The following is a 25027-nucleotide window of genomic DNA, read 5'->3' as shown; positions in this document are numbered from 1 at the left end:
TTATCCCCTCAACCCCGTTCTCTTATTTTTGCCTTACCGTTGACGTCAAACGCGCCATGGTTCGTTTTTTGGCTCGATTTTCGTTTCGTTTGACGGTCTGCGCAGCGCTGCTCGGCAGCGCGCTATCCGCGGTCATCGCATCGGCCGCGGAAGCCCAGGACAACCCGTTGCAGATCTCCTGGGAGGTTCGCAACCGCTTCCGCCTGTTCCGCGAGGAGCGCGACTTCCGCCTCCATGTCGAGAGCGGGCTCGGCCGCAGCGTGTTGGACTCCGAGCGGGCCCTGGAACTGCAAAGCGATGGCCGCGGCTGGGCGCGCAATACGGTCAACCGGCTCTGTATCGACCTGCAAGGCCGCGTCAGCGAGCCCTGCACCCGCGACAACGTCAAGGAAAGCTACCTGACGCCGATCGACCACGCGATCGTCGTCCGCCTTACAGGTCCGGTTCCGGTCGGCGCGACCTGCGCCTGGTCGTTCGACGACGGCGACGGGCCGCAATCCTCGACGTTCGATTGCGCCGAACCGGTTAATCTACGCGTCCGCTACGGGCGTACCACGGTCGCGACCGTCGACGTCGCGAGCGGCTCGGAGGCAAACCAGCGTGTCACGACCCAGATCGCGGTGCGTGATTTCTTCATCGCCGGCCTGGGTGACAGCATCGCCTCCGGCGAGGGCAATCCAGACCGCGCGATCGCGCTGTCCGACGACGGCTTCTGCTTCCGCTCCTATCTCGGCGGTGCCCAATACTACCGGCCGAGCCGCGCCGGCTACAAGGGCGGGCGCGCCTGCGAGGCGCCGGACAGCCTGTCGAACTGGCAGCGCCACAGCGCGCTATGGTTCAATTCGGCCTGCCATCGCTCGCTCTACAGCTACCAAACCCGCACCGCGCTGGCGCTCGCCGTGCAATATCCGCACATCGCGGTGACTTATCTGCCGCTGGCCTGCACCGGCGCCACCATTGCCGATGGCCTGTTCGGTTCGCAGCAGGCGCGCGAGTGCCTGCCGACGAAGACCGCCAACACCTGTTCGGGCTCCGTCAACGGCCAACTCGCCGAGCTGCGCGCGGCGCTGGCGGCCGCAAAGCGCCGCCAGCCGGACCGCACGCTCGACCTCGTGCTGCTGTCGATCGGCGCCAACGACATCTACTTCTCAGGTCTTGTCGCCGACGTGATCGTCGACACGCCGACCGAGCGCACACTGTTCAAGCGCAGCGGCTCGCTGGCCTCGGTCGACGATGCCCGCTCGGCGCTGGCGCGCGATCTGCCGTCCGGGTTCGCCAGGCTGCGCGATGCGCTGAAGCCGCTGGTCGGCGGCGACCTGTCGCGGGTCATCTATACGGCCTATGCCAATCCGGCACTGACCAATGGCGGAACGCCCTGCCCCGGCGGCCGCGCCGGCTTTGACATCCACCCCTCCTTCAACGCCGATCCGCAGCGGCTCGCAACCGTCTCGAGTTTCGTGCAGAACGAGTTCCTGCCGCAGCTCAAGGCGCTCGCGCTATGCCAGTCCGGCACCATCTGCCGCGATCCGCAGACCGATCGCATGACGTTCGTCGATGCGCACCAGGACGCGTTTGCCAGCCACGGCTTCTGCGCGCGTGCGTCGACCGATCCGGAGTTCGACCGCGACTGCTTCTCCGCCAATGGCGACAGCTTCGTGTCCGACATCGTCGCCGCGGCGAACCAGCCGCTCAAATGCGGTCGCAGCGCGGGCGACTATCGCGCCTACCTGCCGCGCGCGCGCTGGATCCGCGATGCCAATGACAGCTATTTCGCTGCGATGACCTATCCGCAGGCCCTGCCGGCCTCGATGCAGCCGACCGATATCCACGACGCGACGTGGGGCATCCTTTCGGCCGTTTACGGCGGCGCCGTGCACCCGACCGCCGAAGGACACGCAGCGATGGCGGATGCCGCCGTGCCCGCCGCCGCCAGCGTGCTGCAGCTCGACAATGTCGTGCCGGAAATCATTTCGGAACCGGTTGCGCCACTGCCTGTGCCGGCTGCGCCGGAGCAGCGTTAAGGTTCACGCTACCTGGACATGAGCGCTCAATGGAGCGTGTCCAAACAAGGACGCGCGCGATTCCGATTCCCTAGTGCCGTTTCGTCATCGGCGTCGGTGGTGGCGCTGGCGTCCTCACTGCCGCGACCGACGGCATGTATTTGGCGACGATCGCCGGATCAAGCTGGGCCATCGCGGAGTCAGGCAGCCGGGTCCAAACCTCGTCCTTGCCAAACAGCGAGATGCCGACATAGCCGCGCATGGTCAGCGTCTGCCCGTCGGGGCTCAGCGTCATCTTCGCCTTGTAGACCTTGCCATCGCGCGGATCGAGCACGTTGCCGTTCTCGTATTTCAGGCCCGCGCGCTTCATGTCGCGGATGAAGGACAGTCCAAGCCAGGGCGCGTTCTTGCGATCGTCGGTGCATTTCGTGCAGACGGGATTGGGTGAATCGTCGGCCTCGGGAAACATCTTGGCGATCACGCCTTCGAAAATGCCGCTGTGGTCTACGATCAGAAACCACCCGGATGTCCTGCCGTCCTCAACCTTCTGCCACAGGCCGGCGGCGGAGGGCTCCGCGGCCGAGGCCGCAAATGGAATCGCAACGATGAGCGCCGTTGCGATTGCGAAGATCAGCCGAAGTCTGGATAGCGTGTTCCGCATCGTCATCACCTGATCAACCGACAAACTGATGCTCGGAGTCTACGTCCATTTCGCGGAGTGTTCTAGTACCCCGCGTCATGCCGGAGACGTCCGCGCCGCTTCTGCCGGTCACAATTCGGCTGCAATCAGCTCACGCCGAGCTTCTTCTGCAAGCTCGATGACGAGGTCGTGTACTGGAACACCAGCCGCTTGTCCGGATAGACATAGCGGTGCGCCTTCTGCGCCATCAGCGCACCTTCATGGAAGCCGGAGAGGATCAGCTTCAGCTTGCCCGGATAGGTGTTGATGTCGCCGATCGCGAAGATGCCGGGAACGTTGCTCTCGAACGCCGCGGTGTCGACCGGCACCAGATTGTTCTCCAGCGCCACGCCCCAGTTCGCGACCGGGCCGAGCTTCATGGTGAGCCCGAAGAACGGCAGCATCGTATCGCAGGCGACGGTCGAGACCGAATTGTCGTTGCCCTTCACGGTCGCGCCCGAGAGCTGACCGCTCGCGCCTTCCAGCCCGGTGACCTGGCCGATCTTCAGATCCATTTTGCCGTCGGCGACCAGCGCGCGCATCTGCTCGACACTGTGGGGCGCCGCGCGGAAATCGTCGCGCCGGTGCAGCAGCGTGATGCGCTTGGCGATCGGATGCAGATTGAGCGTCCAGTCGAGCGCGGAATCGCCGCCGCCGACGATCAGGATGCTCTTGTCGCGGAACTGCTCCATCTTGCGCACGGCGTAGTGCACCGATGTCCCCTCATAGGCTTCGATGCCGGGCACCGGCGGCCGCTTCGGCTGGAACGAGCCACCGCCGGCGGAGATCACCACCACCTTGGCCTCGAACTCCTTGCCGGCATCGGTCTTCACGCGGAACAGCGGATCGCCGATCTTCTCGATCGTCTCCACCATCTCGTTGAGATGGAAGGTCGGATGGAACGGCTTGATCTGCTCCATCAGCTGCTCGGTGAGGCCCTGGCCGGTGACGAAGGGAATGCCGGGAATGTCGTAGATCGGCTTTTCCGGATAGAGTTCGGCGCACTGGCCGCCGATCTTGTCGAGGATGTCGACCAGGTGCGCCTTCATGTCGAGCAGGCCAAGTTCGAACACGGCGAACAGTCCGCAGGGACCTGCGCCAATAATCAGCACATCGGTTTTAATCGCTTCGCTCATATCCGCTTCTTTTCAGTTGAAATTGACTGGGACGGCCGCCGCCTGTCCAGCCACGAGGTGATGCCGGATCGTGACATGCATAATAGGGGCAGAGGCTGGCGCGGCAACCCCTTGCCGAGCTTCAGCAAGTCGGCTGTATGGGCGGGAAACTGACGGAGACCCCTCGTGAACGCCCCGATCCGCGCCGACGATACGCTGCGCCTGGAAGACTTCCCCTATCGCCTCACCGACAACGTGCGCTTTGCCGATCTCGATCCGAACGGGCACGTCAACAATGCGGTCTATGCAACATATTTCGAGACCGGCCGCGTCACGCTGGTGAAGGACCGCAGCATGGGGCTGATGCCGTCCGGGCTCGGCTGGATCATGGTGCGCCTCGACATCCATTTCCGCGCCGAGCTGCACTGGCCGGGCGAGATCGAGCTCGGGCTCGGCCTCGTGAAATTCGGGCGGACCTCGACCAGCTTCGATCAGGTGGTGTTTTCAGAAGGGAAATGCGTGGCGTCGGCGCGGGCCGTGACCGTCATGATCGACGAGGCGACCCGCAGGCCGACGCCCTTGCCGGCCGAGGTCAAAGAGAACTTTCGACGCTGGGTTCGCCGCGGCGTGAATCCGGACGGCGAATAGAGCATGATCCGGGAAAGTGTGAAGCGGTTTTCCCTCGCGACAAACGCCAAGCGTTTGCGCGAAGATCATGCTCAAAGGCCTTAGGCCTGCCGCTCGGGCGTCGACACGACAAGACCGTCAAGCTCGTCGGTCACCTTGATCTGGCAGGACAGCCGCGAGTTCGGCCGCACGTCGAAACCGAAGTCCAGCATGTCCTCCTCCATCGGCGACGGAGGACCGACCTTCTCGCGCCAGGCTTCATCGACATAGACGTGGCAGGTCGCACAGGCGCAGGCCCCGCCGCATTCGGCTTCAATGCCGGGGATGCCGTTGCGGATCGCCCCTTCCATAACGGTCGCGCCGTTCTCGATCTCAATGGTGCGTTTCTCGCCGGAATGGTCGATAAAGTGGATTTTGGCCATGATCGCTCGTGCTGCCGGAATGCGCCGGACAATAGATGGAAAGGTCCCCGGCAGTCCTATAACGGGTCGATCCGCACAGCGCTAGCGGCGGGGACCGAAAACCTGCCGGCCGGTTTCGGATGGGCCATCGCCCCCTTTGGCGGGCCCCTTGAGGGGTTTCCCTAGGACCGATGCAGGATCAAGTCGATCGCAGCGCGCGCCTCGGCAATCACCGTCCCGAGTTCGGCAAGCGGCTGGGACGGGTCGGAACCGGAGGACAGCGCCGTTTCCAGCCGGGCTGCGGCGTCGGCCACGCCGAAAGCTCCGATCGCGCGCGCCGACCCCTTCAGGGTGTGGGCATGGGTCGCGGCCTCGGCCGGCAACGCCATCAGTTCACCCAGGATCCTGGCCGACTGGGCCGAGAACATCGCCAGCACTTCCCGCTCGAGACCCGGGTCGCCCAGCGTCATGCGCTGGAGGTGGTCGAGATCGATCGGACCGTTGCCCGGCGCGAGCGGCGGCGATTGCGTCCATTCAACCCGTTCGAGATGAAGCGGCATGGCCAGTCCCTGTCGTCCCCGCAGGGCACTTCCCGGCGGCTTATCGGCCTAGCCAATCATGAAACTGGTTAACGGATTGTTGTCGGGATCATCTGCAAATCGGCCCGATTTCGGACAATATCTCGACACAATTGGCGCGGTTCGACAGGAATTTCCAGTACCCATAAGGCCTTATGGCTTAAAGCTGTTAACGATGATTAAGAAAGTATTAATCGCAAGCATTTCATTCGCATCGCTCAGCCAATAGGATGTTTGCGGATGTAGCGGACAAGCCGCCGACGGGCACGCTTGCGTTCCGCTTTGGGCACAGGCTCGAGCTTGCGGGGGGCGTTCGCAAGTTCGCCGCGCGTAAAATAGTAGAGGGCTCAGATGGCGAACACTCCAAAGAAGGTCAAAGATCCCACCGAAGTCGCGCTTTCTGCGATTCAGGAAGCCCTCAACATCAACGAACAGGGCGCCGAAAAATCAGACGCCACCAACGAGCAGGCCGTGCCGAGCCTTCCGCCCGCTTCGCCCGACTTCTCGGCGACGGCGTTCGAGCCGCGCCCGAGCACAGACCGCTCCGCGTTCGATCCGATCGAGGAGCCGCGCGCGCCGCGCCGCGCCGCCAATGACGATCGCGAAACCATCGGCCAGCTTCTTCAGTCGCTGCGCAAGGGCCGCCCCGCCCGCAACGCCTTTGTGTTCGCATCGATCGCCGCCGGTGTCTGGCTGCTCGGCTGCATCATCCTCACCGTTGCCTTCCTGCCGTCGCTGCAAGCCGGGATGGCCCAGGGCAGCGGCGTCCTGATGTTCGCAGGTCTCGCCGCCCTCTTCCTCGCGCCGATTCTGCTGTTCTATTTCCTCGCGAGCCTCGCCTGGCGCGGCCAGGAAATGCAGATGATCGCGCAATCGATGGCCCAGGTCGCGATCCGTTTCTCCGAGCCTGAAAACGCCGCCGCCGATTCCATGGTCACGGTCGGCCAGGCGATCCGCCGCGAGGTCGCGGCGATGGGCGACGGCGTCGAGCGTGCGATCGCGCGCGCTGGCGAACTCGAAACCCTCGTCGCCAACGAGGTCGCGGCGCTGGAGCGCGCCTATTCCGACAACGAAGTGCGCATCCGCGCGCTGCTGCAGGACATCGCCCACCAGCGCGACAATCTGGTCGGCCAGGCCGAGCAGGTGCGCAGCGCGATCTCCGGCGTGCAGATCGACCTGCGCCATGACATCGCGCTGATCTCGGATGCGATCGCCTCGCGCGTCGACGAGGTCGCAAAGAGCATCACCGGCGCGCTGGAAGAGCGCGGCCAGCACATCACGACCGCGCTGAGCCATGCCGGCGACAACATGATCCTCGCGCTCGGCGAGCGCGGCGGCGACCTGCTCGACCGCCTCGAGGAAGCCAGCGCCGAGACCACGCGTGCCGTGCTCGAAGCGTCCGAGCGGCTCACCACCAGCCTCAACTTCAAGACCGGCCACGTTCACGACGAATTCGTCGACCTCGCCGATCGCATCCACGAGATGCTGAACGAGCGCGTCGACCGCATCACCGGCGACTTCGAGCAGCGGTCGTCGGCCATCGTCGACGGCATCTCTGACCGCACCGAGCAGGTCCACGACTCGCTCAAGAACTCCGCCGACTCGCTGCTGCTGGAGCTCGAGCTGCGCAGCAACGACCTCGTCAGCAAGATCGACGACGCCGGCAACCGCCTCGCCGGCCAGATCATGACGAGCGGCGACAAGGCGAGCGAGGCGCTCGACGTCACCGTCAATTCGCTGGTCGCCAGGGTCGTGAGCCAGACCGAGACCGCGCACGACTCGCTGTCGCTGCAGATGAGCGCATTCGACGAGCTGGTGAAGAATCACGGCAGCGAGCTTGCCGAGCGTTTCGCCCGCGACTCCGGCACGCTCGGCGCGCTGATCACGCGCCACATCTCGGAATTCGACCGCACGGTGAAGACCTTCGGCGGCGACATCGTCGAGCGCATGGGCCAGCGGACCCAGGACATCGCCGACAGCCTGAAGACCTATGTCGACACCTTCGATCATCGCGTCAGCTCGAACGGCGGCGAGATCACCGCCTCGCTCGACCAGCGCCTGCTGAAGTTCGAGACCACGCTCGGCGACCGCGTCACCAATCTCGACGCCTCGCTGGACAACAAGCTCTCGACCTTCGACAGCTCGCTCGCCAGCAAGATCGGTTCCCTCGACAGTTCCCTCGCCAGCAGGATCGGCTCGCTCGACGGCCACCTCAGCTTGCTGGATGGCACCATCGATGACCGCCTGAAGACGCTCGAAGTCACCTTCGAGAGCCGTGCGAAATCCGTCACGGCCTCCATCGACGGCCATCTCGGCACGCTCGCGACCTCGCTGACCGAAGGCGCCGCTCAGGCGATCCAGTCGATCGACTCGCGGCTCGGCCTGCTCACCACGACCCTGACCGAGGGCACCGTGCAGGCGATCGCCGCGGTCGACCATCGCATCAACGGTGTCAGCGAGACCATCAACGGCCACAGCGACCGCCTCGCCGAGACCATCAACGGTCATAGCGCGCGCCTGACCGACACCATCTCGGCGCGCTTCGTCGACGTCCAGCAGGGTATCGAAACCCGCGTCGGCGCGATCGCCAACGACATCGACACCCGCGTCGCGCAGTTCGAGGATCTGCTCGGCTCGCGCGTCGAGGCCGTCGCAGGCCGCATCGAGAGCAGCGGCCGCCAGGCGAGCGACGACCTGATGGCTCGCGCGGAGCTGCTGTCGTCGAGCATCAAGTCTCATGTCGAGGACGCCGAGCGCTCGCTGACGAACCTCGTGGTCAACACCAGCGAGACCATCCAGACCGGTGCGCGTACCGCGCAACAGTCGCTGCTCACCGTGTCCACCGACGTCGGGGCGCAGCTCAAGCTGACCTCGTCCGAGGTCGAGGCCGTGCTGACCGCCGTTGGCACCAGCGCCGCCAATTCGATCCTCACCAGCGCCCGCGACGCGCAGGCCTCGCTGGTCTCCTCCTCCGGCGACGTCGCCTCCCAGATCAAGGCCCTGTCGGCCGACGTGGAGCGCACGCTGCAGGCCGCCGGCAGCGCCACCGCAGCGTCCGTGCTGTCGGGCGCCCGCGAAGCGCAGACCACGCTGGTCACCGCCTCCGCCGAGGCCGCAGGCCAGGTCAAGTCGCTGGCCGCCGATGTCGAGCATTCGCTGTCGATGGCCGGCTCCGCCGCCGCTGAAGCAATCATGACCGGTGCGCGCGAGGCCCAGACCACGCTGATCTCGACGTCGACCGACGTCACCGGCCAGATCAAGTCGCTCGCCGGCGACGTCGAGCGCTCACTGTCGGTGGCCGGTACCGCCACAGCGGAAGCCGTGGTCGCCTCTGCCCGCGAAGCCCAGAGCACGCTGGCCGACGCATCCACGGAGACCGCCGATCTGGTGCGTACGCTCTCCGCCGACTTGCAGCACTCGCTCTCGACGGCCGGCACGGCCACCGCCGAGGCGGTCGTCGCAAGTGCGCGCGAGGCCCAGAGCACGCTGGCCGACGCGTCCACCGAAGCCACCAGCCTGGTCCGCACGCTCGCGGCCGACATCGAGCGCTCGCTGTCGATGGCCGGCGCCGCGACCGCGGAAGCCATCACCGCCGGTGCGCGTGATGCCCAGAATACGCTGATCAATGCCTCGACCGAGGCTGCGACCAAGGTGACGGCGCTCGTCGCCGACGTCGAGCGTTCGCTGTCGATGGCCGGCACCGGCACGGCCGAAACCATCACCGCCGGTGCCCGCGAGGCGCAGAGCGCCCTCGTGTCGGCGTCGTCGGACGCCGCCAACCACGTCAAGTCGCTGGCGATCGATGTCGAGCGCACCTTGACCGCGGTCGGCGCCAACACGGCCCAGACCATTCTTGGCAGCGCCCGCGAGGCCCAGAGCTCGTTCGCGGAGACTTCCACCGAGGCGGCTAGCCAGATCCGCGAGATCTCCGCCGAGATCGAGCGCACGTTGACCACCGCCGGTGCGGAAACCGCGCAAGCCATCCTCGGCAGCGCCCGCGAGGCCCAGAGCTCGTTCGCGGCGACTTCCACCGAGGCGGCTAGCCAGATCCGCGAGATCTCCGCCGAGATCGAGCGCACGCTGACCACCGCCGGTGCGGAAACCGCGCAGGCCATCCTCGGCAGCGCCCGCGAGGCCCAGAGCTCGTTCGCGGCAACCTCCACCGACGCCGCCAACCAGATCCGCAACCTCTCGGCCGAGATCGAGCGCACGCTGACTGCGGCCAGTGCGGAGACTGCGCAAACCATCCTCGGCAGCGCCCACGAGGCCCAGAGCTCGTTCGCGGCGACCTCCACTGACGCCGCCAACCAGATCCGCGCGCTCTCGACCGATATCGAGCGTTCGCTCGGCGCGGTCACGGCCAAGACCACCGACAACATCCAGACCTCGGCGCAGAACGCGCAGGCGGCGCTGGTCAACATGTCGAGCGAGGTCTCGACCAAGGTCAAGTCGACCGCGGCCGACATCGAACGTTCGGTGCTGTCTGCCTCGAGCGCGTTCGGATCGGCGATGACCGGCAAGACCGACGAGATCGTCACCTATGTGCAGCAACAGACCGACCGCCTGTCGCAGATGGTCGACAGCCGCCGCGGCGCGCTGGTCGAGGCGCTGACCGCCAAGACCACGCAGCTTGCGACCGACATCGATCGCTCGACAGCCGATGCGCTGAAGGCGATCGAAACCCGCGGCCAGGCGTTCTCGCAGTCGATGGCGGCGCACGGCAGCGACGTCGCGCGCAACATCACCTCGGCCGGCGATCAGGCGACCGGCGCAGTGGCGAAGTCGCTCAAGGAGCTCGAGCAGGCCTCGCGTGCGGCGATCGACCAGTCGCGCCAGGTCTCGATCTCGGCGGTCACCGAAATGCAGGAAACCAGCAAGATCCTGCGCACCGATACGGTGGCGCTGTTCGAGCGGCTGCGCGAGGGCAACATCCTGCTGCAGGAGGTGCTGACCGGCGCCCACGACAACCTCAACTCGCTGGAGCGTGCGCTGGTGACCCGGGTGGCCGACTTCGTGTCCGCCATGAACGACGTCACCTCGCGCAACGGCGTGGCAACCCAGACCCTGGAAGACCAGCTCACGGTGTTCAACAGCAAGACCAGCAGCGCGCTGGAGGACCTCGGTCAGCTGTCGAGCCAGTTCGAAACCCATGGCAAGGCGCTGATCGACGCAGCTGCCATGGTCGAGCAGGCCAATCGCTCCACGACGGCGTCCGTCAACGAGCGCAAGTCGGAGCTGGAATCGCTGATCACCACCATCGACCTGCGCACCACCGATCTCGACCAGCGGCTGTCGCGCTTCACCGGCCTGCTCGATGAATCGCTGGCCGCGGCCGAAGAGCGTGCCCGCGACATCGCCCGCGTGGTGGCGGAGACCGCCGGCGCCGGTTCGGCGACCATCAGCCGGCAGTTCGAGGCGGTGCGGCTTGCGGCCGAGAACGAGCGTCAGCAGACGATCGACGCCATGAACGACCTGTACCAGCAGAGCAACGCCGAGACCGATGCGATGTTCAAGGAATCGACGGAGAAGTTCTCCGCGATGGTCACGGCGATGAAGCAGATGGCGACCGAGATGCACAACGAGCTCGAAGCCACCCGCAACGAGCTGCGCCGCGGTGTGCTCGAAATGCCGCAGGAAGCCGCCGAGAACACCGCGCAGATGCGCAAGGTGATCGTCGACCAGATCGAAGCGCTGGCCGAGCTCAACCGCATCGTGGCGCATCACGGCCGCGGGCTCGACGTCGTCAGCGGCAACCGCGGCAGCGTTCGCCAGGAGGAACCGCTGATGGCGGCGGCGGCCGGCGGCGGTCGCGGCGAGGTGCGCATGCGCGACAACGGCAACAGCGCGTCGACGCTGCCGCCGCCGGACCTTGGTATGCAGAACTTGGGCATGCCGTCCTCGCGCCGGACCGAAGCGCCGCCGGTCAGCCCCGCGGGCCCCGACAATGGCCGCGGCGATGGTTGGCTGTCCGACCTGCTCAACCGCAGCGACGCCCCGCCGCCGCCCGCCCCGAGCCGCGAGGCGCAGCGGCCACGCCCGGCGCCGCAGGCCGCCGCCAATCCGCTGGAATCGCTGTCGCTCGACATCGCCCGGCTGATGGACCGCAACTTGGCTGCCGAAATGTGGGATCGCTACCAGCGCGGCGAGAACAAGGCGTTCAACAAGCGCCTCTACACGCCGGCCGGCCAGAAGGCCTTCGATGAGGTAGCTCGGAAGTATCGCTCCGACCGCGGCTTCAAGCAGACGGTCGACCGCTACATCGCCGAGTTCGAGCGTCTGCTCGACGAGGTGGCCCGCGACGGCCGCAGCCCGCAGGAACTGCGCAACCACCTGACCTCGGAGACGGGGCTGGTCTACACCCTGCTCGCGCATGCCGCGGGACGCCTGGGCTGAATTGGCGAATAGCAAGTAGCGAATGGAAAACGGAGGCCGGAAGGCCTCCGTTTTTGTTTTTGGGCGAGATTGGCCGGTAGATTCTTCTCGATTACAGACCGGCCGGTCGCACGAGTTGCTTTTGCAATCGCCGGTGACGCCACGCGCGACATCCTGCGCGATCCCATTGCGCGAAATGCGGCCGGTACCGAAGTCCGCCTCGCCGATCTCTGGCCGACCGGTCGTGAGATAGATACCGCACTCGCGCCCGCGCGCGAAACGAGCGACTACAGCCACGCCTATGATGCCGCGGAAGCAAGCGCCGATTGGGCAGCGTTCGCGGCCCCCGACACGCCTCGCGCCGGGGAAATTGGGAGGTGATGCTGCGCGGGCTGTTCACCAACAAGAGCGTGCGCAACCTGATCGGTCCCGATCTGCACCGGGCACGACGATTCACGCCGGTTCCGGCGAACAGGTCTCGCTTCGACTTGCTGCCGAGCGATATGCCTAGGAGAGCCGCTCGGTCGTGATCGTGGCCGGCGAACGCTACGGCATGGGCTCGTCACGCGATTGGGCCGCCAAGGGCGTTGCGCTGCTCGGTGTTCGCGCCGTGCTGGCGTCAAGCTTCGAGCGAATCCACCGCTCCAACCTGATCGGCACGGGAGTACTACCGCCGCGTATGCCTGCCGATCGTCGGCCGCGGGACCTCGGACTTAGACCGACTTATAGCCTCGAGATCGATTGCCCCAACCGAAGCGATCCAACCACGGGCTGATGTCGTGGTGCGTATCGTGCGAGATGGCACTCAGATCGCACGCTTTGTCGCAACCGCCGCGATCGAAACTCATCTTGAGTGCGAGATCCTCCGCGTCGGCGGGGTGTTGCCTCTCATACTGCGAAAGGCTCACAACTGAGTGGGTCCTCTTGCAGCACAATAGACAAAGGCAGGCAGCGGGGCGCTGCAGTGCAGCCAGTCGGCTCTCGCTGATCCTGTTCGCTTTCCGAGCTCCCGACTTTTGGCCACTCCTCGCGCTGCTGCTGCGGCTGATGTTTACCGGCTCAGGGAGCCCGGCGAAAGGATCGATCCCGGATTTTCTTCCGCTTCCCAGTAGCTGACCGGCGCCGGCATCTCGCCGCGCCAATCGATTTCGGTGGCCGGATCGTAGACCTCCAATCGGGCGTTTGCGTTGGGCTTCATGAAGGCGTTCGTCTTAGCCCATGCGATGATCGCATCGTCTACGGTTGGCACCTGAATCGCGGCCGTTGTCTCCTGGGCTCGAAGACATGCCCTCGTGATCGGCGCCGGATCGCCGCGCCGCGTCAGCGACCGCATGCCTCCGATGTAGTCGTCCCGGAAGACCGTCGGGATAATGACGTGGGCCTGATCGGCCTGCAGCAGTTCCGACGTGAAATGGAGACGCGACATCCGACCGTTGCCGTCATCGAAAGGATGCACCTCCGCAATGAGACAGTGGAGGAATAGCCCGCGGGCGAATGGTTCGCTCAGGCCTTGAAGCAAGTCGTAGCCGATCTTGAAGGTGCCGATGACAAGGTCCGGCGCGACCATTTGGACTCCGCCGACGCTGTTCGTCGCCGTCTTGAACTTGCCGGGCTGCTTTTCCGGGCGCGCCTCCATAAGGAGCGCATGGCGCGCGCGCAGCATGCTCTCGAATTCCTCGTAGTTTGAAGGCTTCGCCTTCAAAGCGCGCTCGTCGGTCAGAAGACGATAAGTCGCAAGGATGTCGTGACCGTCGGCGGGCCGATTGACCGGCGCCTGACCGCTGTAGACGATCCGCTGCGCTTCCTTGGGAGTGAATTCCGTGCCCTCGATGAAATTAGAGAAATAGGCTTCGATGAAGGCCGTCGACTGACGGATCGCGCCGTCGCTTGAGGCGGGCAGGTTCTGGAAAGTCAGGGACTTCAGATGGGAGAACAGGGCCTGCAGACGTTCGGTGCAGACCTTGTCGGCTCCCGATGCCCGCACTTTGGCAGCCTGACTTGCGAACCGGGTCTTCTGCGTCCCAAGGAGTGCTCCCATGAGGCGGTCGAGCGTCTTGAATTCTTCCTCGGCCTTGAGTTGGGGCGCCAAGGTACGCGCCTGATCGCGGATCTCGTTGAAATTTTCGGCTCCGCCGGAATCGAGGAGCGTGACGAGGTACTCTTCAAATTCGTCTTTGCGGAGATTTCGCTGGATGCCGCCGCGCGAGCGAGAGGGCATGAGATTCTCGAGGAGAGTGCGCGCGCGCGACGGAACATAAAAGTCTGCCGTCGTCATTGGCGTGTCGCCGGGCAACGCTGACGGCCCACGAATTAATCTCACCTCCATTCCGGGAAGCTCGACGTTGCGTGTCGCGTACGGCCCAGTGAGGAACACGTACGATTTTCCGTTCTTCTCCGGCTGGTACACGCTGACTTTCGCGCCCGTCCGCGATGTCATGACGGTGTTCGGGAAGAGGTGTGGAAGGATGTACCAGGCATTGCGTTTCACGACGGCGGCCAGATCGTCGTGACGGTTCGACGTGTAGACGCGCTCGGTGATCTGTCTCAACTCTCCGGCCTCGGCCCGGCGACGGATCTGCCGGTTTGCCGTCTCGTCGTCGCCGGTCGTCATCTGGATTTCCCCGAACGACACCATCTGCAGTCTCCGTCCGTATAAGTCGATTAAGCGCCAGCCTTGTCCGTAAAATTCGACTAACGGCCAAATTTTGTCCGTAAAATTAGATTAGTGGCTTATTGTTCGATTAAGCCGCGTTCCGCAAGGCCCAATTGTCCGTAAAAGTCGATTTAGCTGACGATTTTATCCGTAAAAGTCGATTAGAGATCCGGAGATCCCTTGAGGCCTCCCCCTGCCCGTCTGCTGTCGGCCAATTTGCTGCCACCGAACCGGAAAATCAAAGACTCCGATGGAACCCTAATCTTGGCCAAATGACTCCGATGGAACCAGAATAGACTCTGAAGGGGCCAAAATCCGTAGAGCAACTACTGGTCTTTCTCGCTCCGAGACTCAGATCGAGCAAAAAACGACATCTGGTTTGCGAAGCGCTCGACGGCCTCAACAGCCGTCATTCCGGGGCGATGCGAAGCATCGAACCATGGCGCGCAATGCGCGCCTGAGGTTCGGTCCTGCGGACCGCCCCGGAATGACATCGCAAGCAGCGTGCAACAAACCCCTATTCGCCACTCGCCACTCACCATTCGCTCATCACATCACTGTCGCCGCCTCGGCCCTGGCGCTACGGGGGCCGGCGCGGGCTCCGGCACGCTGTTGTTGCTGCCGCCGAAGATCACCCGGCTCGGGTTGCGGTCGAAATTGTTGACGGCGCGGCTGATGTCGGACAGCGTCCTGCGGCCGTCGAGGATCAGCGCGTTGGAACGTTTGTCGAGATCCTCGGCAAGCTCGCGGATCGACTTCACCATCAGATTGAGCTCGCCGCCATTGTTGCCGCCGGCAATCGCGTTCAGCCCGAGCATCAGGCTGTCGGCCTTGCCCATCACGCCGTCGACCTTGAGCATGACATTGTCGATCTTCTCGGAGTTGCGCGCCAGCGCCGAGGTGAAGGTCTCGAGGTTCCTGAGTGAGTTCTTCACCGACTCCTGATTGTCGGCAACGATGCGATTGACATTCTGCAGGGTGGCGCGGATCGCCTCGGTGACGTCTTGCAGCGAGTTTGGATCGGCGGTCAGCACCGGGATGCCGTCCTCGTCGAGCGGCACCGGCGGGGCCGCCTCCTCGCCGCCGCGCAGCGAGATCGCGGCGACGCCGGTGAGGCCCTGGAATTCCAGGCCGACATGGGTGTCCTTGCGGATCGGGGCATTGTTCTCGACCATCGCCAGCGCGACCACGCGCCGCGGGTTGTCGAGCTTCACCGAGATCACTTCACCTACTCTAATACCGTTGAAATTGACGCTGCCGCCGTTGCGCAGGCCTGATGCGGGACCTTCGAAGATCACCCGCAAGGGGCTGCGCTGCTTGATGGTGTGCAGGCTCTGGAACCAGAGCACGAAGCCGAACGCCGCGGCGATCACCGCCAGCGTGAACGCTCCGATCAGCACGTAGTTCGCCCGCGTTTCCATCAATCGGCTCCTAGGCTCTCGCGCAGCCAGCCTGCGTCAGAGCCCGTCGAATTCCCCTTTGGCGCATGATCTGGTCCGAAAACCGGTCTCCACGTGTCGGGATCATGCACTAGCCACAACGGCGCGGGCGCGCTTGCCGTTGAAGTATTGCTGCAGCCACGGATGCTGCGATGCCTTCATGTCGGCGATCGATCCTGCAGCAATGATCTTACCGTTCCCTAAAACGGCGATACGGTCGCACGCGGTATAAAGACTGTCGAGATCGTGGGTTACCATGAAAACGGTCAGCCCCAAAGTGCGCTGCAGGGTGCGCACCAGCTCGTCGAATTCGCCGGCGCCGATCGGATCGAGGCCCGAAGTCGGCTCGTCCAGAAACACGAGTTCGGGATCGAGCGCGAGCGCGCGGGCCAGCGCCACGCGCTTGATCATGCCGCCTGACAGCTCCGACGGATAGCGATCGGCGACCTCCGGTTTCAGGCCGACCATCACGAGCTTGGCGACCATGATCTCGTCGAGCAACCGCTGCGAGACGCGCAGATATTCGCGCACCGGGAACTGGATGTTCTGCCGCACCGTGAGCGATGAGAACAGCGCCCCCTGCTGGAACAGGATGCCCCAACGCCGCTCGACCCCGCGCCGCTCGGCGGTACCAGCAGCATCGAGATCGACCCCGAACACCTCGATGCGGCCGGAGACCTTCGGCACGAGGCCGATGATGGTGCGCGTCAGCACCGACTTGCCGGCGCCCGACGGACCGACGAAGCCGAGGATCTCGCCGCGCTTGACGTCGAGGTTGAGGCCGTCGAGCACGCGGGTCTTGCCGAACTGCACGGTGATGTCACGGACCCGAATGATGGCGTCGTCTGTCTGCTCCGGCACGATCATATCCCGATCGATGCGAAGAAGATCGCGAACACGCCGTCCATCACGATCACGAAGAAAATCCCTTTCACCACCGACGAGGTGGTGTGCTGTCCGAGCGATTCCGCCGAGCCTTGCACCGCAAGGCCCTCGACGCAGGCGACGATGCCGATCACCGCGGCCATGACCGGCGCCTTGACGAGGCCGACGATGAAATGATCGATCGATATGGCGTCACGAAGGCGGAGCAGGAACGCCTCCGGATCGATGCCGCCGTAGAGCCAGGCCACCAGGCCGCCGCCATAGAGCGCGGCCATCGCGCCGAGGAACGCGAGAATCGGCATTGCCAGCACCAGCGCAAGCATGCGCGGCAGGATCAGGACCTCGATCGGATCGAAGCCCATGGTGCGCAGCGCGTCGATCTCCTCGCGCATCTTCATCGAGCCGAGCTCGGCGGTATAGGCCGAGCCGGAGCGGCCCGCGACCATGATGGCGACCAGCAGCACCCCGATCTCGCGCAGCACCAGCACGCCGAGCATGTCGACGACGAAGATATCGGCGCCGAACTGGCGGAAATGGAAAATGCCCTGCTGCGAGATGATGCAGCCGATCAGGAAGGTGATCAGCACCACGATCGGCACCGCGCGCCAGCACACCTGCTCGAGGTGATGCACCGTCGAGGTCAGGCGGAAGCTGCGCGGATGGATCAGTACCTTGCCGGACGCGGTGATCACCGCGCCGAGCATGTCGACCAGGCTGACGATCGTGCCGCCGATGCCGACCACCGTGCGGCCGATCTGCTCGAGCATGATCGTGACCGACAGCGGCTCGCTGTCGGCCTGGGGCGCGGTGCCGACGCGGCGGACCTCGTCCACCAGGCTGGAATAGTTGGCGGAGAGGCCGGCGATCATGGCCTCCGTCGTGGGGTCGCTGAGGCTGCGGCGCAGCCGCTCGATCAGCCAGGCGCCGAAGGTGTCGAGGCTGGAGATCTGCGATACGTCGATAAAGATATGCGGACGGCTGCCGCGCAGCTTCTCGGCATCCGAAACGATCCGCTCGAGCGCCGGAGCAAAGCGGGCCGTCCAGCTGCCCGCCGCGCACAACGCCAGTCCCTCGCCTTGGGCTATTCGCTCCAGTGTCGGGTCGCCGCTCACCTTTTGCCCACCCCTCGGCTGGTTGGCCGTTCGAAAGCAAGTTACCGGCGCCGCCGGGTCGGCTTGTCGAATCTGTCACTAACCAGCCATAGTTGGTTGCAGGTCGCAAGCATACGGTTCAGGAAATAGTAGACTTTGAAATGACTTCCACCCCGCTCCGCGCAATTTTCCTGAGCGCCCGGATCGAGCGCTGGCCGATCGCAGGGACCTTCACGATCAGCCGGGGCGCCAAGACCGAGGCGATGGTCGTGGTGGCCGAGGTCAGCCAGGGCGGCCTGACCGGCCGCGGCGAATGCGTACCCTATCCCCGCTACGGCGAAACGCCGAAGGCGACCCTGCGGGCGATTCAGGCCATGCAGGAGCCCCTGGCCGGCGGCATCGATCGCGGCGCCCTGCAGGCCAGGATGCCCGCGGGCGCCGCCCGCAACGCGCTCGACTGCGCGCTATTGGACCTGGAGGCCAAGCGTGCCGGCGACCGCATCTGGAACCTGCTGGGCCGGCCTGCGCCCGAGGCCCGCACCACCGCCTATACGATTTCGCTCGGAACACCCGAGGCGATGGCCGAGGCCACCGCCCGGGCGGCTCACCGTCCGCTGCTCAAGATCAAGCTCGGCGGCGATGGCGACGGTGCGCGGATTGCCGCGGTGCGCAAGGCAGCGCCAGCCTCCGAACTGATCGTCGACGCCAACGAGGCCTGGACCGAGGGCAACCTGGCCGCCAATCTCGTCGCCTGCGCCGATGCCGGCGTCACCCTGATCGAGCAGCCGCTGCCGGCCGGCAAGGACGAGGCCCTGTCGCGCATCCAGCGCCCGGTTCCGGTCTGCGCCGACGAGAGTGTGCATGACCGCGCCTCGCTCGAGGGCCTGCGCGGCCGCTACGACGCCGTCAACATCAAGCTCGACAAGACCGGCGGGCTGACCGAGGCATTGGCGATGGCGGACGCCGCCCGTGCGCTCGGCTTCGAGATCATGGTCGGCTGCATGGTCGCGACCTCGCTGGCGACGGCCCCGGCGATGCTGATCGCGCAGGCCGCGCGCTTCGTCGACCTCGACGGCCCGCTGTTGCTGGCGCGCGACCGCGACAACGGCCTGCGCTACGAGGGCAGCCTCGTCTATCCCCCGGACGCCGCGCTCTGGGGGTGATGGGTGAAGCGCTTGCGCGACAGCCATATCACGAGCCCACCCGCCGCCCCCATCGCGGCCATCATGTCGTAGACGCCCAGTCCGTAGCGTGTATAGACCATGCCGCTCAGGATCGACGTGGTGCTCGCGACGATGCCGCCGCAGGCGGTGAGGTAGCCCTGCCCGCGCGCCATCACATGAGGCGGCACATGATGCACCATCAGCCCCATGATGCCGACCTGGGTCAGCCCGAAGGTCAGCCCGTGCGCAAGCTGGACGACGGCAAGGATCGCGAGCGGCGGATCCTGCGCGGTGATGGTCCAGCGCGCCATGGCACTGGCGGCCGCGATCACCACAAGCGTTGCCGACGGCAGCGTGAAGCGCGGCGACAGCGCGAACAGGACGATCTCGGCGAGAACGCCGATCACCCACAGGCCCGCGATCGTCAGGCCGCTGAAGCCGGCTTGCCGCCAGGCGATCGATGCGAAGATGTAGTAGGCGGAGTGGCTGCTCTGGATCAGCGCCGAGGAGACGATGATGGCAAGAAAGCCGGGATCGCGCAGAAGCTGCCGTGCGCCGGCCGTGGGCGTGGATGCGACTTCCGGCCGCTCGAGCGGCCGCAGCGTCAAGGCGACTATCGCGCCGACGACGGTCATGGCCGTGATGATCCAGATCAGATGAACCTCGGCGACATAGCCGAGCAGCAGTCCGCTTGCGAGCGCGCAGACCACGAACGCGGTCGACCCCCAGAGCCGCAGCGGTCCATAGTTGAGACCGTAGCGCGCCACGCCGCGCAGTGCGTAGGCATCCGTCAGCGGCACCATCGGCGTCCAGACGCAGCAGGTCAGCGCATAGACCAGCAGCACGAGCAAAGGCTGGTGCTGGCTGCGGATCACGAAAAATCCGAGCGTGGTGGCAAAGCCAGTGAGCATGATCGCACCGCGCAACATCTGGCGACGTTCCGCCGCAGCGGTGACCAGCGGCAGCACGGTGAAGCGCGTCACCGGGGGCACTGCCGTGATGATGCCGATCCAGGTGGCATCGATGCCGATTGCCTTCAGCCACACCGTGAAAAATGGCAGATGGACGCCCGTCATCCCGAACAGCGTGGCGTAGAATGCGGCCAGGCTCCTGGCGAATCGCCGCGACGCAACCCTGGCTGCGATGGGGATTTTTGATTCGGAAGACATCAATTCAATTGCGATTCGCGCGATATCGTGGTGATCGTTAGCGCAGCGCGCGGTGATTTGCGCGAAGAGATTGTGATGGCCGAAGAAGCATTCGCCCTGTCGCCGATTTCCGCCCGCGCGGCCCAGCCGAGCGAGGAGGACTATGCTGCGATCAGCGAGGCCTTCATGGAGACCTCGCGGGGGCGCTGGTTCCTCGGCGAGTACGCCAAGCGCAACCGCAATGCCGATACCCGCATGGTGCTCGACGCCGTGGCGCGGATCGAGGAAAGCCTTGCCGCGCAGCGAGAGGCTGCCGCAGACGCTTTCAGGGACGAGCAACTGGAACAGGCGTTGGCCGCCCTGCGCGGCGCGGTCGAGGCGGTGCAAGCCTCCGCCATCGCCGCGCTCGATGAGCTCAGTTTCGAGCAGAGGCTCGCGCCGATCCGCAAAGGCGTGAGGGTGATCCGGGAAATCTCCTGGCGGCTGCGCGAGATCGGCAATGACGGCCGAATCTGCGACATCATGGATTCGCAGGCCAGCGCCATCGAGGCCGGCGCCTCCCAGGTCTCCCTCGACGAGGCCAAGACCGTCGTGGATGCGGCCTTCGCGGCGCTGACCCGCCGGCTCGCCGAGTTCAACGCGGAAGAGGCGGCCGCGCCGGCGACGGAACCGGCTGTTGCCGAGGCGGCGGTCGCGGAGGCGCCCGCGGCCCCCCCGTCGCCAGCTGGCGCAGCTGAAAGCGCCCAGCCCGAAATCGTGGCCGCGGAAGCAGCGCCAGTTCACGACGTCGCCGCGACGCCGAGCGTTGACCTCGCGACGGCTACCGTGGCGCAACCGACCGAGCACGCACTTGCAAAAGCCGAGGCCGCATTGGCCGAAGCCGAAGCCGCCGAGCTCGCCGACGAGGCCGCCGCCGACGCGCGTGACGACGCGGTGCTCGACCTCATTGCAATGGAAATGGGCGCGCCCGATCCGATCGACGACGACGAGGCGATGCTTGTCGCGGAGATGCACGCCGCTGAAGCGATGGCGTCAGAGCCCGACATCGCTGCGCCGACACGCGAGCCGGAGCTTGTGCAGGCGGCCAAGCCAGTGCCAGAGCTCGCACGGGCCCCCGAGCCGATGATCGAACCGCAGCCGGCGGCCGCCGCGCGGATTGCAGAGGCGTCGGCGACCCCGGCACCATCGCAAGCTGACATCCAAACTACTCCGGCTCCCGTGGCCGCCGTCTCGCTTGGCTCGACGATCATCGCAAGCGGCCTCTTGAAAAGGCCGGGCGCCGCGGCCAACGACCCGCTCGCGCCGATCCGCCGCATGAGCCAGGCCGAGAAGATCGCGTTCTTCTCATGATCTCGTGCGGCTTCATGCGCTGACGACATCGATTGCCACAAATAGCAATGGGCAGAGCGAACCAACGCTCTGCCCATGTCAATTTGGTTCGAGCATCTCAGGCGACCAGCTTGGCGAACAACTCCGCGTCGATATTGCCGCCGGAGAGCACGATGACGACGTTCTTGCCCTTGGCGTCGACTCGCCCGGCCAGCAATGCAGCGAGCCCGACGGCGCCGCCCGGCTCGACCACGAGCTTCAGCTCGCGATAGGCGAAAGCGACCGCGGCGCCGACTTCGTCATCTGAGGCGCTCACGCCAGTCGCCAGCAGCTTGCTGTTGATCGCGAAGGTGAGCTCGCCCGGCATCATCGCCATCAGCGAGTCGCAAATGGTGCGCGCAGCGACCGGATGCGCCTCACGGTGCCCGACCTTGAGCGACAGCGCGTGATCGTCATAGCCCGCAGGCTCCGCGACGATCACCTGGGCCTGCGGGAACTTCGCCTTCACCGCGGTGGCGACGCCCGCGATCAGGCCGCCGCCGGAGGCCGGCGCCACGACGATGTCGGGCGTCAGCCCGAGCGCCGTCATGTCCTCGGCGATCTCGCGGCCGGCGGTACCCTGCCCTGCGATCACGAAGGGATCGTCATAGGGACGCACCAGCGTCGCACCGCGCTTGCTGGCGATGCCGTTGGCGATCGCCTCGCGGTCCTCGCGGTCCCGGTCGTAGAGCACGACCTCGGCGCCATAGGACTTGGTCCGCTCGCGCTTGGTGACGGGAGAGTCGGCAGGCATCACGATGGTCGCCTGCATATTGAGGATCTTTGCCGCGGCCGCGACGCCCTGGGCATGATTGCCCGAGGAGAACGCGACGACGCCGCCGCCCCGCACTGCCTGCGGGATCGAGGCCAGCTTGTTGAAGGCGCCGCGGAACTTGAACGATCCGGTCCGCTGCAACATCTCGGGCTTGAGGAAGACCTTGGTGCCGACCCGTTCGTTGAGAACGGGGAAGGTCAGGAGTGGCGTACGCACCGCGAACGGCGCGACCACCCTTGCGGCGGCATCGATGTCCGCGGCAGCCACGGGCGGATTTATGGCGTTTTCCATCATCCGCAATTTCTATCGCGTTGGCGGACAGCCCGGCAAGACGCTTCATAGCGCTTTCAAGCGAAGTGGGCCCGGTTCGCGTGACGAAAACGCGTCAAAACAAAGGGGCGTGAGGTCGGTCAGCGCGGCGTCGGCTGGGTTGCCGGCAGGACGCCGAAATGGTGCTCTTCGGCACCGAACTCCATGGCTTCGCCCTCGCCGTCGCGCAGCACCGGCCGGACGTTCAGGGCGCGGTCGATGAACACTCGCGCGGACGCCTGCCAGGTGTGGAGCGCTGCAAAATCAACGCAGGCCTGCCGCGGGATGCTCAGCGCTTCCAGGCACGCATGGCGCAAATCCTCGTCGAGCACGCCGACCGGAGCCGCCCCAATCACGTCGAGGGGGCCGGTGACCGGAAAAGCGGCAACCGGCAGCCCGCTTGCCAGCGCCTCGAGCAGCACGAGGCCGAACGTATCGGTCCGGCTCGGGAAGACGAACACGTCGGCTGCGGCGTAGATCTCGGCCAGTTCCTCGCCATGGCGCGCGCCGAGAAACACGGCCTCCGGGTATTTCCGCTCCAGCGCCGCGCGCGCCGGGCCGTCTCCGACCACGACCTTGGTGCCGGGCAGATCGAGATCGAGGAAGGCCTCGAGATTCTTCTCGACCGCCATGCGGCCGACGCTGAGATAGACCGGCTGCGGCAGGCAGAGATCGACATCGCGCGGATGGAATAGCGCGGTATCGACGCCGCGCGACCACAGCACCACGTTGCGGAAGCCGCGCAACCGCAACTCGCCGGCCAGCGCCGGCGTCGCCGCCATCACCGCCTGGCTCGGCTTGTGGAACCAGCGCAGCGCGCGCCAGATCCAGGATTCCGGGACAGGCGACCGCGCCGAGACATAGTCGGGAAAGCGGGTGTGGAAGCTCGTCGTGAACGGCAGGCCGCGCTTGCGGCAATAGCGGCGAACCGAGAGCCCGATCGGCCCCTCGGTTGCGATATGGATACTGTCGGGCTTCACTGCCGCGATCAGACCGGCAACCTTCGCTTGATACGGCAGGGCCAGCCTGAGATCGCGATAGCTCGGCATCGCAAAGGTGCGGAACGATTCCGGCGTGAGGAAGCTCACCTCGACACCGAGCGATTTTGCCGCCTGCGCCATCATGGTCAGCGTGCGGACAACCCCGTTGACCTGGGGATGCCACGCATCGGTCGCGACCAGGATATGCGTCATGCAGCGCGCGCCGTTACTCGCGGAACCGGCGCGATGCGGCGCACCGGATCGGTCCAGGTGATGATCTCGAAGCGGCCGTCCTCATGCTCGGCGAGCGCGGTGCAGCTCTCGACCCAGTCGCCGCAGTTCATGTAGCGGATGCCGTGCTCGTCATGAATGGTCGCGTAGTGGATGTGGCCGCAGATCACGCCGTCGCAGCCGTGGCGCCGCGCCTCGCCTGCCAGCGTCGCCTCGAACGCGCCGATATAGTTCACCGCCTTCTTGACCTTCAGCTTGGCCCACTGCGACAGCGACCAGTAGGGCACGCCGAACATCTTGCGGAAGAAGTTCACGAAGCGATTCATCTGGATCGCGAAGTCGTAGGCCTTGTCGCCGAGATGGGCGAGCCAGCGCGCGTTCTGCACCACGAGGTCGAAGATGTCGCCGTGGATCACGAGATAGCGCTTGCCGTCGGCGCCGGTGTGGATGGTGTTTTCCACCACGTCGATGCCGCCGAAATGCGTGCCGTAATATTTGCGCAGAAATTCGTCGTGGTTGCCCGGGACGTAGATCACCTTCGCGCCCTTGCGCGCCTTGCGCAGCATCTTCTGCACGAAGTCGTTGTGGGTCTGCGGCCAGTACCAGTTCGACTTCAGCGCCCAGCCGTCGACGATATCGCCAACGAGGTAGATCGTGTCGGCATCGTGAGAGCGGAGGAAATCAAGCAGGCGGTCGGCTTGCGAACCGCGGGCTCCGAGATGGACGTCGGAGATGAACAAAGTGCGAAAGCGCCGCTCCGGGCTTTCTTCACTCAAGGAGTCACTTCCCATGCCTGTGCACCTAACAGATTCCTGTGACAAGGCGATGACGATCCCCGCGACCGAAGGCCCCCGGAAAGTTAACGAGAATCAGTTGCACGCCCCTTCACTGCCGATAACAGCGGCGTGCGACAATCTGGCGACATGCCAGCGCGTAGATGTGTGGAACACAGGTTGCTTCGATGTTCGCTCGGATGGTTCAACCGCCGTCATTGCCCGGACGGCGCGACGAAGAAAAAGGCCGTCGCGAGCCAATTTCAAATGTTACGTAGATCACAGTCAGTAAGCGCTAATCTCCGTCACGATCCGCGGCACGTCAGGGATGACCTGACCCCAGCGGCGGAAGAGATGGTCATGAGAGGACCTATCGAAGCAGTCAGCTTATCGGACCGTGAACTTAACTCGATATCTGGCGGGGTGCATATCCAATTTGG

The 25027-nt window shown here is 65.3% G+C and carries 18 protein-coding genes; 6 read left to right on the top strand and 12 right to left on the bottom strand.

What is annotated here, in order from left to right; translation table 11 throughout:
- Positions 1 to 89: 89 nt before the first annotated feature.
- Entirely contained in the window at positions 90 to 2021 is a 1932-nt protein-coding gene (locus MTX19_RS13325; protein WP_280983991.1) for a hypothetical protein, read from the top strand.
- Positions 2022 to 2091: 70 nt separating this feature from the next.
- On the opposite strand, the gene MTX19_RS13320 is transcribed toward MTX19_RS13325, so the two are convergent.
- Positions 2092 to 2661: a DUF2147 domain-containing protein gene (locus tag MTX19_RS13320; protein WP_280984780.1), complete on the bottom strand. Its 570-nt coding sequence runs from the start codon at positions 2659 to 2661 to the stop codon at positions 2092 to 2094.
- Positions 2662 to 2786: 125 nt separating this feature from the next.
- Positions 2787 to 3815: an NAD(P)/FAD-dependent oxidoreductase gene (locus MTX19_RS13315; RefSeq protein ID WP_280983990.1), complete on the bottom strand. Its 1029-nt coding sequence runs from the start codon at positions 3813 to 3815 to the stop codon at positions 2787 to 2789.
- Positions 3816 to 3980: 165 nt separating this feature from the next.
- On the opposite strand from MTX19_RS13315, the gene MTX19_RS13310 reads away from it, so the two are divergent.
- Positions 3981 to 4442: a thioesterase family protein gene (locus tag MTX19_RS13310; protein WP_280983989.1), complete on the top strand. Its 462-nt coding sequence runs from the start codon at positions 3981 to 3983 to the stop codon at positions 4440 to 4442.
- Between the two features lie 80 nt (positions 4443 to 4522).
- Here MTX19_RS13310 and MTX19_RS13305 read toward each other — a convergent pair whose 3' ends face one another.
- Positions 4523 to 4843, bottom strand: a complete 321-nt coding sequence (locus MTX19_RS13305) for a 2Fe-2S iron-sulfur cluster-binding protein (RefSeq protein WP_280972534.1) — start codon at positions 4841 to 4843, stop codon at positions 4523 to 4525.
- 161 nt (positions 4844 to 5004) lie between these two features.
- Positions 5005 to 5382: an Hpt domain-containing protein gene (locus MTX19_RS13300; RefSeq protein ID WP_280983988.1), complete on the bottom strand. Its 378-nt coding sequence runs from the start codon at positions 5380 to 5382 to the stop codon at positions 5005 to 5007.
- 369 nt (positions 5383 to 5751) lie between these two features.
- Here MTX19_RS13300 and MTX19_RS13295 point away from each other — a divergent pair, with 369 nt between their 5' ends.
- Together MTX19_RS13295 and MTX19_RS39245 are read left to right on the top strand one after the other, a co-directional pair.
- Complete coding sequence (locus tag MTX19_RS13295) at positions 5752 to 11793, top strand: negative regulator of septation ring formation (protein ID WP_280983987.1); 6042 nt, start codon at positions 5752 to 5754, stop codon at positions 11791 to 11793.
- 505 nt (positions 11794 to 12298) lie between these two features.
- Entirely contained in the window at positions 12299 to 12547 is a 249-nt protein-coding gene (locus tag MTX19_RS39245; protein WP_348638288.1) for a hypothetical protein, read from the top strand.
- Between the two features lie 276 nt (positions 12548 to 12823).
- Here MTX19_RS39245 and MTX19_RS13285 read toward each other — a convergent pair whose 3' ends face one another.
- The 4 genes from MTX19_RS13285 to MTX19_RS13270 form a co-directional block, all read right to left on the bottom strand.
- On the bottom strand, positions 12824 to 14407 hold the full coding sequence (locus tag MTX19_RS13285) for a Fic family protein (RefSeq protein ID WP_280983986.1): 1584 nt from the start codon (positions 14405 to 14407) through the stop codon (positions 12824 to 12826).
- A gap of 572 nt (positions 14408 to 14979) precedes the next feature.
- Positions 14980 to 15846, bottom strand: a complete 867-nt coding sequence (locus MTX19_RS13280; protein WP_280983985.1) for an MlaD family protein — start codon at positions 15844 to 15846, stop codon at positions 14980 to 14982.
- 102 nt (positions 15847 to 15948) lie between these two features.
- Positions 15949 to 16731 (bottom strand): ABC transporter ATP-binding protein, encoded by a 783-nt coding sequence (locus tag MTX19_RS13275; protein ID WP_280983984.1) that lies wholly within the window; start codon positions 16729 to 16731, stop codon positions 15949 to 15951.
- Positions 16728 to 17861, bottom strand: a complete 1134-nt coding sequence (locus tag MTX19_RS13270; RefSeq protein WP_280983983.1) for an ABC transporter permease — start codon at positions 17859 to 17861, stop codon at positions 16728 to 16730. Before MTX19_RS13270 ends, MTX19_RS13275 begins: the two co-directional genes overlap by 4 nt.
- Positions 17862 to 18001: 140 nt before the next feature.
- Here MTX19_RS13270 and dgcA point away from each other — a divergent pair, with 140 nt between their 5' ends.
- The gene (dgcA, locus tag MTX19_RS13265) at positions 18002 to 19003 is read left to right on the top strand and encodes an N-acetyl-D-Glu racemase DgcA (RefSeq protein ID WP_280986017.1); all 1002 of its coding nucleotides are present in this window, start codon (positions 18002 to 18004) and stop codon (positions 19001 to 19003) included.
- Here the strand turns inward: dgcA and MTX19_RS13260 are convergent.
- On the bottom strand, positions 18973 to 20172 hold the full coding sequence (locus tag MTX19_RS13260; protein WP_280986016.1) for an MFS transporter: 1200 nt from the start codon (positions 20170 to 20172) through the stop codon (positions 18973 to 18975). The genes dgcA and MTX19_RS13260 overlap by 31 nt on opposite strands.
- 234 nt (positions 20173 to 20406) lie before the next feature.
- Here MTX19_RS13260 and MTX19_RS13255 point away from each other — a divergent pair, with 234 nt between their 5' ends.
- Complete coding sequence (locus MTX19_RS13255; RefSeq protein ID WP_348638379.1) at positions 20407 to 21501, top strand: hypothetical protein; 1095 nt, start codon at positions 20407 to 20409, stop codon at positions 21499 to 21501.
- Positions 21502 to 21598: 97 nt separating this feature from the next.
- Here MTX19_RS13255 and MTX19_RS13250 read toward each other — a convergent pair whose 3' ends face one another.
- The 3 genes from MTX19_RS13250 to MTX19_RS13240 form a co-directional block, all read right to left on the bottom strand.
- Positions 21599 to 22588 (bottom strand): threonine/serine dehydratase, encoded by a 990-nt coding sequence (locus tag MTX19_RS13250; protein ID WP_280983981.1) that lies wholly within the window; start codon positions 22586 to 22588, stop codon positions 21599 to 21601.
- A gap of 116 nt (positions 22589 to 22704) precedes the next feature.
- Positions 22705 to 23796, bottom strand: coding sequence for a glycosyltransferase family 1 protein (locus MTX19_RS13245; RefSeq protein ID WP_280983980.1), 1092 nt, complete (start codon positions 23794 to 23796; stop codon positions 22705 to 22707).
- A complete protein-coding gene (locus tag MTX19_RS13240) occupies positions 23793 to 24605 on the bottom strand; it encodes a UDP-2,3-diacylglucosamine diphosphatase (RefSeq protein ID WP_280972545.1) in 813 nt (270 codons plus the stop codon). The genes MTX19_RS13245 and MTX19_RS13240 overlap by 4 nt, the downstream gene beginning before the upstream one ends.
- Between the last annotated feature and the right edge of the window lie 422 nt (positions 24606 to 25027).

Source organism: Bradyrhizobium sp. ISRA464 (assembly GCF_029910095.1).
In the GTDB taxonomy this organism is placed as follows: Bacteria; Pseudomonadota; Alphaproteobacteria; order Rhizobiales; family Xanthobacteraceae; genus Bradyrhizobium.
Note: the sequence above shows the minus strand (reverse complement) of the source record. Positions and strands in the feature narration are given on the sequence as shown.